The organism is Mesorhizobium sp. M0701 (assembly GCF_040320365.1).
Taxonomy (GTDB): Bacteria; Pseudomonadota; Alphaproteobacteria; order Rhizobiales; family Rhizobiaceae; genus Mesorhizobium.
This window is the reverse complement of record NZ_JAMYPO010000006.1, coordinates 71,699-83,447: the sequence shown is the minus strand read 5'-3', so window position 1 is coordinate 83,447 and position 11,749 is coordinate 71,699. Positions and strand designations below refer to the sequence as shown.

General features: G+C 61.2%; 11 protein-coding genes. 7 read left to right on the top strand and 4 right to left on the bottom strand.

All coding sequences use genetic code 11. From position 1 onward, the window contains the following. The first annotated feature begins 120 nt into the window (after window positions 1-120). Window positions 121-1,056: a ribose-phosphate pyrophosphokinase gene (locus NKI24_RS08185; protein WP_023678427.1), complete on the top strand. Its 936-nt coding sequence runs from the start codon at window positions 121-123 to the stop codon at window positions 1,054-1,056. Window positions 1,057-1,153: 97 nt separating this feature from the next. Here the strand turns inward: NKI24_RS08185 and NKI24_RS08180 are convergent, their stop codons facing one another. After that, a complete protein-coding gene (locus NKI24_RS08180) occupies window positions 1,154-2,035 on the bottom strand; it encodes an AraC family transcriptional regulator (RefSeq protein WP_023678428.1) in 882 nt (293 codons plus the stop codon). Between the two features lie 128 nt (window positions 2,036-2,163). Between NKI24_RS08180 and NKI24_RS08175 the strand changes: the two genes are divergently transcribed. Next, entirely contained in the window at window positions 2,164-3,414 is a 1,251-nt protein-coding gene (locus NKI24_RS08175; protein ID WP_352450503.1) for an MFS transporter, read from the top strand. Between the two features lie 123 nt (window positions 3,415-3,537). On the opposite strand, the gene NKI24_RS08170 is transcribed toward NKI24_RS08175, so the two are convergent. Continuing rightward, window positions 3,538-4,728, bottom strand: a complete 1,191-nt coding sequence (locus tag NKI24_RS08170) for a glycerate kinase family protein (RefSeq protein ID WP_352744369.1) — start codon at window positions 4,726-4,728, stop codon at window positions 3,538-3,540. Window position 4,729: 1 nt separating this feature from the next. Then, window positions 4,730-6,100, bottom strand: a complete 1,371-nt coding sequence (locus NKI24_RS08165; RefSeq protein WP_352744367.1) for an SLC13 family permease — start codon at window positions 6,098-6,100, stop codon at window positions 4,730-4,732. Window positions 6,101-6,362: 262 nt separating this feature from the next. Here NKI24_RS08165 and NKI24_RS08160 point away from each other — a divergent pair, with 262 nt between their 5' ends. Together NKI24_RS08160 and NKI24_RS08155 are read left to right on the top strand one after the other, a co-directional pair. Next, window positions 6,363-7,967 (top strand): sensor histidine kinase, encoded by a 1,605-nt coding sequence (locus tag NKI24_RS08160; RefSeq protein ID WP_352450506.1) that lies wholly within the window; start codon window positions 6,363-6,365, stop codon window positions 7,965-7,967. Then, on the top strand, window positions 7,945-8,625 hold the full coding sequence (locus NKI24_RS08155) for a response regulator transcription factor (protein WP_352450507.1): 681 nt from the start codon (window positions 7,945-7,947) through the stop codon (window positions 8,623-8,625). Before NKI24_RS08160 ends, NKI24_RS08155 begins: the two co-directional genes overlap by 23 nt. 217 nt (window positions 8,626-8,842) lie before the next feature. Here the strand turns inward: NKI24_RS08155 and NKI24_RS08150 are convergent, their stop codons facing one another. Continuing rightward, complete coding sequence (locus NKI24_RS08150) at window positions 8,843-9,520, bottom strand: ArsR/SmtB family transcription factor (protein WP_352450508.1); 678 nt, start codon at window positions 9,518-9,520, stop codon at window positions 8,843-8,845. Window positions 9,521-9,615: 95 nt separating this feature from the next. On the opposite strand from NKI24_RS08150, the gene NKI24_RS08145 reads away from it, so the two are divergent. From NKI24_RS08145 to pth, 3 genes are all read left to right on the top strand, one after another. Continuing rightward, complete coding sequence (locus NKI24_RS08145; RefSeq protein ID WP_352744362.1) at window positions 9,616-10,173, top strand: DUF2938 domain-containing protein; 558 nt, start codon at window positions 9,616-9,618, stop codon at window positions 10,171-10,173. A gap of 180 nt (window positions 10,174-10,353) precedes the next feature. Beyond that, entirely contained in the window at window positions 10,354-10,998 is a 645-nt protein-coding gene (locus NKI24_RS08140; protein ID WP_352744359.1) for a 50S ribosomal protein L25/general stress protein Ctc, read from the top strand. Window positions 10,999-11,021: 23 nt separating this feature from the next. After that, complete coding sequence (gene pth / locus NKI24_RS08135; RefSeq protein ID WP_352450510.1) at window positions 11,022-11,747, top strand: aminoacyl-tRNA hydrolase; 726 nt, start codon at window positions 11,022-11,024, stop codon at window positions 11,745-11,747. The last annotated feature ends 2 nt before the right edge of the window (window positions 11,748-11,749 follow it).

Sequence of the window (11,749 nt, the reverse complement as noted above, 5' to 3'; positions counted from 1 at the left end):
TTGAGATTAGCCGGCGGATTCCCATTCACGACGCTTGCAATACCGGCGCGGGCCGCTAAAAGCCCGACTAAGAGGCTGGAGTGCTATCGGAGTCTCTCAATCCTTCGCCAGGAACGGTGCATGAAGCTCTTCGCGGGCAATTCCAACAGGGTGCTGGCCGAATCAGTCGCCCGCTACCTCAACATTCCGCTGGGCAAGGCCAGCGTCAGGCGCTTCGCCGACCAGGAAATCTTCGTCGAGATCCAGGAGAACGTGCGCGGCGAGGACGTCTTCATCCTGCAGTCCACTTCGTTCCCGACTAACGATCATTTGATGGAACTGCTCATCATGATCGACGCCTTCATGCGCTCCTCGGCCAAGCGCATCACTGCAGTTATTCCTTATTTCGGCTATGCCAGGCAGGATCGCCGCGCCTCGGGCCGCACACCCATCTCGGCCAAGCTGGTCGCCAACATGATCACGAGGGCGGGCGTCAACCGGGTGCTGACCCTGGATCTCCATGCCGGCCAGATTCAAGGCTTCTTCGACATCCCGACCGACAATCTGTTTTCCGTGCCGGTCATGGCCCGCGACGTAAAGGCGAAATACAAGCAGCTTGCCAATGTCATGGTGGTGTCGCCGGATGTCGGCGGCGTGGTCCGCGCCCGCGCGCTCGCCAAGCGCATCGACGCCCAGCTTGCCATCGTCGACAAGCGCCGCGAGCGCCCCGGCGAATCGGAAGTCATGAACGTCATCGGTGACGTGCGCGGCAAGGATTGCCTGTTGATCGACGACATCATCGATTCGGGCGGCACGCTGTGCAATGCGGCCGATGCGCTGCTTGCCGATGGCGCCACGAGTGTCACCGCCTATACTACCCATGGCGTTTTGTCCGGCGGCGCCATCGCCCGCATCGGCGCCTCGAAACTGCAGGAACTGGTCATCACCGATTCCATCCAGCCGACCCAGGCAGTGCTGGACGCCGCCAATATCCGCGTCATCTCCATCGCCGAATTGATGGGCGAGGCGATCTCGCGCACGGCGACCGAGGAATCGGTGTCGAGCCTGTTCGATTAATGCGTGTCGCGCAAAGTGCAGCGGTTTTGCGATAACGACATGCATAAAAGCAAGAACCCAAAGCGCGTCGCATGAGGCCGGTCGAACGCGACGCCCTTCAGGGCTGCGACTCAGGCCGAGCCGGACCGCTTATTCGTCGTACACCTTCACCAGCATCACGGGCGCCCCGCATGTAACCGCGTGGCGAGGCTCCCAGCATGCGCTTGAACATGGTGATGAACGCCGGCACGCTGTCATAGCCGAGATCGAGCGCCACCCTCGTGATCGGCTCGCCGTCGGCCAGCCGTGGCAGCGCCGCGAACAGACAGGCCTGCTGACGCCAGGTCGACAGCGACAATCCGGTCTGGCGGTGGAACGCGCGGGTGAAAGAGCGGCGGCTCATGCCGACGATAGCGGCCCACTCGTCGATCGTCGCATGCGGTGACGGTGCCGAGACGAAGCGCCGGCACAGCGTCGCCAGCCTTGCATCGGACGGGAACGGAAGGCCGAGCGGCCGTTCCGGCAGGTTCGGGATTTCGTGCAGCAGGAGCTTCATGATCAGTCCGCCCCGCCCCTCCAGCTCGGCGCCTTGCGGCAGCTTTTCCGATTCCACGATCAGGCTGTGCATCAGGTCGGTGATGCCGACGACACGCAACCCGTCCGGCAGGCCGGGAATGGCCTCCGGCATCACATAGACGGACCGCATGCTGACGTCGCCCAGCATCTCGACGGAATGTTCGGTGCCGGCGGGGATCCACATCGCGTGGTCCGGAGGCACCATCCAGCGCCCATGCCGCGTCGTCACCAGCACGACACCGACCAGCGCGTGCAGCAACTGGCTGCGGCTATGATGGTGCCGTGGCACATGGTAGCCGTCCGGATATTCGGTCGGCAGCGCCACTGCCGGCCCTACGGCCTGCTCCAGCCATTGCCAGCGACGCTCATGCAACAGCCCGAGATCGGTGTCGCCCGCTCTGAACATTTCCCTGCCATGCGGCATCAGCTATGGCCCACTTGCGAAACTATTGGACCAAACCACGAAAGAAGTCGCGTGACAAGCAACGTATAAGGCTGCGGCCTATAAGACCGCCTGCGGAAGCGCCCGCTAAAAAGACCACGGAGCCTGCCTTGACCGATACCGCAGCAACCGCCGACGCCAAGCCGGCAGCGGCCAGCCACATTTCAGCTCAGGCGACGGCCTTCACCGTCATCCTGGCGGTGAGCTTCTGCCATTGCATCAACGACATCATGCAGTCGCTGCTGTCGGCGATCTATCCGCTGCTGAAGGACAATTACGGTCTCGATTTCTGGCAGATCGGCCTTTTGACTTTCACCTTCCAGGTGACGGCATCCTTGCTGCAGCCGGTGATCGGCATGATTACCGACAAGCGGCCGATGCCTTATTCGCTGCCCTACGGCATGGCTTCATCGCTGATCGGGCTGGTCGTGCTGGCCTATGCCGGACATTACTCGCTGCTCCTCATTGGCGCCTCGCTGATCGGCATCGGCTCGGCGATCTTCCACCCGGAATCCTCGCGCATCGCCCGCTTCGCCTCCGGTGGCCGGTTCGGTCTTGCGCAGTCGCTGTTCCAGGTCGGCGGCAATTTCGGCCAGGCGATGGGGCCGCTGCTGGCAGCATTCATCGTCGTGCCCTTCGGCCAGACCAGCATCGCCTGGTTTGCCGGCGGCTCGCTGATCGGCATCATCGTGCTGTGGCAGGTTGGCGGCTGGTACAGCCGCCTGCGCGCCGCACAGGGCACCCGCAAGGGGGCAGGCTTCGTTTCGCCTTTCCCGCGCCGCAAGGTCCTGGGCGCGCTGGCGGTGCTGACCTTGCTGGTATTGACCAAGAACGCCTACATCGCCAGCCTGTCCAGCTACTACACCTTCTATGCCATCCATAAATTCGGCGTTTCGGTGCAGATGTCGCAGGTCATGCTGTTCCTGTTCCTCGGCGCCTCGGCCCTGGGCATCCTGCTCGGCGGCCCGTTCGGCGACCGCTACGGACAAAAGGCGATGATCTGGTTCTCGATCGTCGGCGTGCTGCCCTTCACGCTGGCCCTGCCCTATGCCAATTTCGAGTGGACGATGGTTCTCACCGTGCTGATCGGCCTGATCCTGTCCTCGGCCTTCTCGAACATCGTCGTCTTCGCGCAGGAACTGGTGCCCGGCCGCGTCGGCATGATCGCCGGCATCTTTTTCGGCTTCGCCTTCGGCATGGGCGGCATCGCCGCCGCCGTGCTTGGCGTCGTCGCCGACATGAAAGGCATCGATTTCGTCTTCCAGGTCTGCTCGTATTTGCCGCTACTCGGGCTGCTGACGGTTTTTCTTCCCAACATGAAGGAGGCGAGGAAGCTCAAGGCGGGGACCACGATCGGGTGAAGTTTGGGTTGGACTTCGGCTTCCCCGCCCACCGGGCAGCGCGAAATTCGGTTCTCGACATAGACTTCGAGCCGGTCAGGGCCGCCGCGTAGCGACATCGCGGCCATTGGCTGACACGCTCCGTCATCTGAACTTGAAAGCACGCGTCGCCCGCATCAGCCGGAATGCCTGCTCGGCAGCGTTCGCCAGCAGCGTGTCGGCGTCACGGATCGCGTCTTCGAGGGAACACGGTCGGCACAGAATGCTGAAGAAGGCATCGATGCCGATGTCGTGGGTCGCCTCTGCACCTGCTCCGATCGTTCCGGCCAAGGCGATGACAGGCAGATTGTGACGTTTCGCGCGCCGGGCAATCTCGGCTGGTATCTTTCCAAAGCTCGTCTGACCATCCAGGCCACCCTCGGCTGTCATGACGATGTCGGCGTTTGACAGCCGATGATCGAGATCCATATACCGCAGGATCAGGTCGAAGCGCGGATGTAGCCGGGCCCCAGCAAAGGCGTGAAGTCCGGCGCCGAGTCCCCCGGAAGCTCCTCCGCCGACAAGCGGCGTCACGTCGACGCCGAGGTCGCGGCGAACGACGTGAGCGACATTTTCCATGCCCTGCTCGAGCAAAACCACCTGGTCAGGTGTTGCACCCTTTTGCGGGCCGAACACCCGGGCGACGCCTCTCTCGCCGAGCAGCATGTTGTAGGGATTTACCGCGACGTCGATACGAACATTCGAAAGGCGATGATCACGACTGGAAAGATCGACAGGAGCTAGCGATGAGAGGGCCGAGCCGCTCCCCGAAATGGGACGGCCGCCGCCATCGAGCAGACGCACGCCTAATGCTTGGGCCATGCCGGTTCCTGCATCGTTGACACCCGAGTCACCGCAGCCGATCAGAATTCTTTCCGCGCCAAGATCGAGCGCAAAACGAATCAACTCACCAACCCCATAACTTGTAGTGCGGGTCGGGTCACGCATGTCCGTGGGGACGAGCCGGAGCCCGGCAGCCGCCGCGATTTCCAGAACTGCTGTCCGTTTCTTTCTTCGCCCGAGAAAACCGACATCGGCCGCCACGGGTTGTCCCACCGGTCCCGTCACTGTGACGGAATGCAGCTCGCCATCAGACAATTCAACAAGGGTCCGCGTAAAATCCTCGCCACCATCCACCATTGGAAGGCCCAGGATCTTTGCTGTCGGAACGGCATTGCGAACGCCCCGCGCCAATGCAGCGATGACATCACGAACGCCGAGGCTCTCCTTAAAGCCGGAGGGTGCGACCAATACTCGAAGCCGTCTTCGTTTCGTCAATCCTTTCTTTTTCGACATTCTACGGCTCTCCAGGAAGTTGCAGATGGAGCGTGTTGAGCAGGGCTCCGGTGGCTGGCCACACGGCGACCGCGAACACGACGATGAGGATGAACTGCATCGGCAGCAGGATTGAGCTGAGCAAGGCGAGGTCTTTCGGGCCGTAGCCTTCCTCGTCGACCCCCGCGAAAAGCGCCACCGGTTTCGCGCAGATCGCGAGGGTTTGGCAAAAGCCAGTCGCCGAGACGAGGACAAACATTGCAAGGAGAGGGTCGAGCCGCGCTGTTGATGCGAGCATCAGCGCCGGGGGCAGCAGCACCGAGACACGCGCCGTGCGACTGTGGATCACGAGATGACTGAAAAGCCCAAGCAAGGCTAATAAGGAGATAAGCGCCAACGGGCCCAAGCCGGTGCCGCGCAGTGGATCGACAGTGGTCTCGATCAACCACCGATTGAGGCCTGATGCCGTCAGGCCGTCTGCCAAGCAGATCGTCGCCGCCAGAAACAAGAGCAGCTTCCACTCCGCACTCTTGATTGCATCGCCAAACGCCACGGAGCCGACTCCAGGAAGCGTGGCCAAGAGAGCGCCGCCAAGAGCGATAACGGTGGCATCAAGTCCGTGGACAGGTTCGGTCAGCCACGCGATGACAACCCCGCCGGCGATCCAGAGTATCGGCTGCCGTGCCAATCCGGCACCGCCACTAGTCACCGTCGTTGGCTGCAAAAGGGTCATCCGCCGTTCGACCGGCGACAGGAAAAGCCGGAGCAGGCATTCGACCGAAAGGAAGGTGCTCACGGCCGCAAACGGCAGGCCGAAAGCGATCCATTCCAGATAGCTTACTTTCACACCCGAGAGGCGGCCGACCATTTCGATCGCCAGCAGATGGGCACCGGCGCCGACGGGCGATGCAATGGCCGAGAGCAGGATAACAGTGGGGAACAGCAGCGCGAAGGCCCTTCGCAACCGGGCGCTTCCACAGCGTCCCGCGATCGCCTGATAGGCGGGGATCATCAAAGCTGCGCGACCTGAGGTCGACGGAATGACGAAGGCTGTGGCGATCATGACGGCCGTCAAAGAATAGGCGATTGTGCGAACCGATCGCATGCGCCCCGTCACGAGGCCGAGAACGCGATCTGCGACCCCACTCGCCTTGAAGGTGGCCGCCAATATGAAGGAGGCAAGCAATAGCCAGATCAACTCATCGCCGAGCGCATGAAACAGCGCGCCTGGATCACGGTTGACCAGCAGCGCCATTGCCAATCCGGCGGCGATTGCAACGAAGGCATCGTCGAACCGCGTTAAGGTCCACCCGATGATCGCGACAAGCAGGATCTCGAGCGCTCGCCGGGCGTCGGACGGGAGCGCGGGGAGGCCGAATTCAATGATGGCCACACACAGGGATGCACAGGTTCCGATCAGTGCGGCTCGCCATATCGGCCAGAGCACCGGCGGTGTCCTTTCCCGAAGGGTGGCGTCACTGTCGGTCCGAAAATCTACTTGTGCCAACCGAAACCTCGTCTAGTTCGTCGCCAACGTGGCGATGAGGGCGTCGCACACCCTCCGCTCGAACTTAGGAGGTTCCGATTAGACGCTTGGGAGGGCTCCGGTTAGAATTTGGTGAGAGGCATTATCCGATCGCCGGCAGGATTACCGCATGACCGTTCGAGGCCGCATCTTCCTATTTCAAATCGTCATTCTCGCCCTTGTCGGACTGATTTCAGGACTGGCATTCGCAACACTCCAGCTGACAGAGGAATTCGTCCGCCGAATCGACAGCGTCCACGGGCGGTTCGAGGCGCTCGCCGAACTCAATGGGCATGCCAACAATTACACCGAGCAACTCGCTGAAGTCTTGCTGCTTGGGCCCGAGCAAATGCCGGATTTCGAAGCGGCACGAGAAGCAGTGAAATCCGGATTCTACAAGCTGGAGGGCGCCACTCGCGAGGAACTCGGCGCTCTCGGATATTGGAGCGATAGACGCCAGGAGGAGGCCGAACTCAGATTCGTCGGCCGCATCAAGGCGCTGTTTAAGGCGATCGATCGGGCCGCCCAGCGACTGTTTAGCCAGCGAACAAAGGGGGATCCAAAGGGCATCGTAGACGCCTTCCGCAACGATGTGGAGCATCGACTAGAGAGCGATCTCGAAGAAATGATCGAAGCCGCTTTGCACGATGAGCGCAGGGAGGTTGGAGAGGAACTCGCCCGCGTCCGTGGCGCACAATGGCGACTGCTGCTGCTGACCGGCGGCTTCGCTGCGTTGCTCATGCTGGGCAGTCTAGGGTTCGGCCTCGTCCTGCGACGATCAATCGCCACACCTGTGCGTGAACTGAACGAAAGCGCCAAAGCCATCGCTGCAGGCAAGCTCGACCATCGCGTTTCCGCGACCGGACGCGACGAGTTCGCTTCCCTCTCGCGAAGTTTCAACAGCATGGCCGAGGCCCTCGAGATCGAACGTGCTGCTCTGATTTCGGTACAGGACCGCTTGGAGGCGGAGGTTCAGTTGCGCACCCGTGAACTGCGGAAAGCCAATGAGCAACTGAGAGCTATCGATAGCCGACGCACACAATTTTTTGCGGAGGCAAGCCACGAACTCCGCACGCCGTTGACGATTCTCCGCGGAGAGGCCGACGTTGCCCTCCGCGGCCAACCGCGTGTTCGACCTTACCGCGAAGCTCTGAGCCGAATCCGCAATTACGCTGAAGATATGGCTCGCAACCTGGGGGACCTTCTGGCATTCGCCCGCTCCGAAGCCGAAAATTTCAGGTTCTCCTTGCACAACATCGATACCGGTGAGGTGGTGAAGGCGGCCGTTCAGGAGGCTTCCGTACTCGCAGGTCCCAAGCAGATTTCCGTTGATCTGTCGCTCAACCCAGACCATTGCCTCATTCGGGGTGACGCCCAGCGCCTAAAGCAAGCGCTGCTGATCGGCTTCGACAACGCCATAAAGTACTCAAAGCCATATCAGACGATAGCAGTCGAGATGGCTGAGCGTCATGGAATGGTTGAGATCGCCATCCGCGACAACGGTTCAGGGATCGATGTCAACGATCTCCCGTTCGTGTTTGACCGTTATTATCGCGGGCGTGTCGGCGGGAGGTCCGCAGCCGACGGCCTTGGTGTTGGCCTCGCGATCGCCAAGGAGATTATAGACGGGCACAATGGCACAATCGGCCTTGAAGGAATTGAGCCTTCGGGAACCCTCCTCAGAATCAGACTGCCGCTGGTACATCGCACCCATGATTCGAATCCTGATCGTTGAAGACGACCGGCGTGTCTCCGACTTTCTCCGCCGGGGGTTGGAGGCCGAAGGCTTCCACGTGAGTGTCGCGGAGGACGGTCGCGAGGGATTAGCCATTATTCGTACGGATCCATTCGATCTCGTGATCCTGGACCGTCTGCTTCCCTACCTGGACGGCCTTGAGCTGTGCCGGATCGTGCGATTGGAGCAGTGGCCGGTTCTCATCCTGATGCTGACCGCGAAGGAGACAATTCAGGATCGCGTAGATGGGCTCAAGGGCGGTGCCGACGATTACCTGACGAAACCGTTTGCGTTTGATGAACTAGTGGCCAGGATTGACGCGCTGCGCCGACGCCGTCAGGGTGCAGTGGATCGGCAGTTGCTTCGAGTGAGCCGCCTCAATCTCGACACGAGCGCTCGTCGTTTCGCGGACGGCGACCGGGAAATCAGCCTTACCCGACGTGAATTCGACCTTCTGCATTTTCTCATGCTCAATGCGGGGAAAGTGGTTAGCCGCGAGCGCATCCTCAACAATGTCTGGTCATACAGCTTCGAACCCGGGACGAAGATCGTGGAGGTATACATTCGCTATCTGCGTGCGAAGCTCGGGCCGGATGCATCGGCCAGCATTCAGACGGTTCGTGGGATCGGCTACATGCTGGTCGAGCGGAAGCCATAGAAGGTAGAGCGAAACTCTTTATCGCACCGTTCTCGCCACTCGCTGGAAACCTTCCCTTCCGCAACGCCGGTTCCACCGCTTGTTTCCGAATAGGTGTTCATTGGCTCCCTTCCATGCTGCCGGCGCGCGCCGTCCACCCGCCGTGGGCATTGCCCCGCCGCGGTCCCACCTTTCCATTTGTGTTCGGGCTTGGCCGGCGACGCCGATTTGGCGGCCGTTAACCGCTTTCGTAATTCACGCCCTCTACCCCCAGGCCTGCAGCCACCCAGTCGGGGAAGCCGCCTTCGAACCGGCGCGAGGCCCAGCCTCGTGCCCTGAGGATTGCCAAGGCGTCGGCCGACAGAACGCACTGGACTCCACGACAATAGGCGACAACGACCTTTTCCCGTGGGAGCGCCGCAAGCCGCTGCTCCAACTCGTCAGCGGGAATGTTGATCGCACCCGGCAAATGCCCCGCTACGAATTCGTTCTGCGGCCTGACATCGAGCAGCACGACTTCGTCGTTTCGCATGCGGCGCACGAGTTCCTCGCGCGAGATGTTTTCCAACCTGTCCGGCTGGCTGATGCTATCGTTGATAAACTCACGGATCTGCTGGCGTCTGTGGTTTGCAAGATTTCGCAGCGCCGCAAGCACGTTTTCGATTGGGCCATCTGCAAGCCGGTACAGAACGCGTTTTCCGTCTCGCCGGGTCTGCACCAAGCCCGCTCGCTTGAGGTGCTGAAGATGCTGCGACGTATTCGCTAACGCGATCCCGGAAAGTTGCGTCAGTTGTTCGACGGCCAGTTCGCCATCGGCAATGTGACGCAACAGAACCAGCCGGTGGGCATGCCCCAAGGTGCGGGCGAGATCCGCTATTTCGTCGAAGATTGGGTGGTGAACGTCCGCGCTTTTCATATGACATAGCTAGCATCACTCAATTAATCAATCAATATGTTGAATGATTGATTCTTTTTGGTTAATGTCTGACAGGTGAAACAGGAGATGCCAAAATGTTGGAGTTCGTTGTCCGTGCGGCCGTCATTGGAATCGGCGCGACAGCCCTGACGGATCTCTGGGGATGGTTTCTGAAGCGAATGTTCGCGATTCCACCGCTTGATTACGCCTGGGTCGGCCGCTGGATCGGGCACTTTCCACATGGACGTTTTGCACATGCGAATATCGCACAAGCTGCCCGCGTTCGCGGCGAAACCGCCATTGGATGGAGTGCGCATTACGCGACCGGCATCGTATTTGCCGCAGCGCTGATTGGAGTGTGGGGCCTCGACTGGGCACGGCACCCGACAGTGCTTCCGGCCCTGTTGATCGGCGTCTGCACCATCGTCGCCCCGTTCTTCGTGATGCAACCGGCTTTTGGGATCGGCATCGCGGCTTCGAAAGTTCCCAATCCGCGCACTGCGCGCCTGCGCAGCTTATGGCCCATCTGTCTTTCGGGGTTGGGCTGTACGTTGCAGGATTGCTTTCGGCACTGCTACTTCCAGCCTGATGGGACACGGTCCATCCCTGGCGCCCTTCCGCCCGCTTGCACCTCGCGCCACCTTCCGCTATAGAGCCGCCACCCGCGTAGACACCCTTGGAGGCAACGCGGCGGAAGGCCGCCTTCCCGCATGATTCCGAAAAGTGGATTCCGGTTTTCGGACCAGGTCATGCGTTAGCTATGTCGGCTTTCGACGTTTACGGCCCAGCCACGCTGACCGTGAGCGCTCCAGAACAACGCGAAAGGAAATGCCATGAGCCACGATACTTACGAGCTCAAGGCCGAAGCGCGCGAACAGGTCGGTAAGGGGTCCGCCCGTGCAGTTCGCCGCAACGGTAAAGTGCCTGCAGTGATTTACGGCGACAAGCAGCCTCCCCTGGCGATTGCGCTGATCTACAAGGACATCTACTACAAGATCCATGGCGGCGGGTTTCTGACCACGGTCGCCACGATCGATGTCGACGGCAACAAGATCCAGGTTCTGCCCAAGGATTTCCAGCTCGACCCGGTCAAGGATTTCCCTGTCCATGTCGATTTCCTGCGCATCGGCAAGGATACCGAAGTCAATGTCGACGTGCCCGTGCACTTCATCAATGAAGACAAGTCGCCCGGCATCAAGCGCGGCGGCGTGCTCAACATCGTGCGCCACGAGGTCGAGTTCCACTGCCCGGCCAATGCGATCCCGGATTTCATCACCATCGATCTCACCGGTACCGATATCGGCGATTCGATCCACATTTCGGCCATCACCTTGCCGGCCGGCGTCAAGCCGGTGATCTCCGACCGCGACTTCACCATCGCGACCATTGCCGGCTCCTCGGCGATGAAGCCGGAGGCCGCGGAAGAGACGACTGAAGCGGCTGAGCCCGAAGCGGCTCCTGCCGCCGAAGAGAAGTAACCCCTTCCCGCCCGGAGGCGACGATGCTTGTCTTTGCAGGCCTCGGCAATCCGGGCGCGAAATACGCCAACAACCGGCACAATGTCGGCTTCATGGCGGCGGACGCGATCGCCCGCCGCCATTCCTTTTCGCCCTGGTCGAAGAAATTCCAGAGCCTGATCGCCGAAGGCACGCTTGCCGGCGAAAAAGTGATCCTGATCAAGCCGCAGTCCTTCATGAACCTGTCCGGCCAGTCGGTCGGCGAAGCCTTGCGCTTCTACAAGCTCGGCCCTTCGGCGCTGACTGTCTTTTATGACGAGATCGACCTTGCCGCCGGCAAGGTGCGGGTCAAGGTCGGTGGCGGTTCCGGCGGCCACAACGGCATCCGCTCGCTCGACCAGCACGTCGGCAAGGATTTTCGCCGTGTGCGCATCGGCGTCGGCCATCCCGGCGTCAAGGAAATGGTGCACGGCCATGTGCTTGGCGATTTCGCCAAGGGCGACCGCGAATGGCTGGACGTGCTGCTCGACGCAATCGCCGATAGTGCCGGATTGCTTGCCAAGGGCGACGACAATTCGTTCATGAACCGCGTGACGCTGGCGCTGCGCGACAAGCTCACGCCGACGGACGACGACGATCGCCCGCCGCCCAAGGCGCCAAAGGCGCAAAGCCACGTCCGCCAGGCGCGGCCGCAGCAGCCGGCGGCCAAGCTGCCCGAAACCGGCCCGATGGCGGCCATGCTGAAGAAGCTTTTTGGCGGCAAGGACTGAGC

Bases quoted from the DNA above. Each gene is read 5' to 3' on its own strand.
- NKI24_RS08145 (WP_352744362.1), top strand. From the start codon at position 9,616: ATGTTGGAGTTCGTTGTCCGTGCGGCCGTCATTGGAATCGGCGCGACA.
- NKI24_RS08155 (WP_352450507.1), top strand. From the start codon at position 7,945: ATGATTCGAATCCTGATCGTTGAAGACGACCGGCGTGTCTCCGACTTT.
- pth (WP_352450510.1), top strand. From the start codon at position 11,022: ATGCTTGTCTTTGCAGGCCTCGGCAATCCGGGCGCGAAATACGCCAAC.
- NKI24_RS08180 (WP_023678428.1), bottom strand. From the start codon at position 2,035: ATGCCGCATGGCAGGGAAATGTTCAGAGCGGGCGACACCGATCTCGGG.
- NKI24_RS08160 (WP_352450506.1), top strand. From the start codon at position 6,363: ATGACCGTTCGAGGCCGCATCTTCCTATTTCAAATCGTCATTCTCGCC.
- NKI24_RS08185 (WP_023678427.1), top strand. From the start codon at position 121: ATGAAGCTCTTCGCGGGCAATTCCAACAGGGTGCTGGCCGAATCAGTC.
- NKI24_RS08170 (WP_352744369.1), bottom strand. From the start codon at position 4,728: ATGTCGAAAAAGAAAGGATTGACGAAACGAAGACGGCTTCGAGTATTG.
- NKI24_RS08150 (WP_352450508.1), bottom strand. From the start codon at position 9,520: ATGAAAAGCGCGGACGTTCACCACCCAATCTTCGACGAAATAGCGGAT.
- NKI24_RS08140 (WP_352744359.1), top strand. From the start codon at position 10,354: ATGAGCCACGATACTTACGAGCTCAAGGCCGAAGCGCGCGAACAGGTC.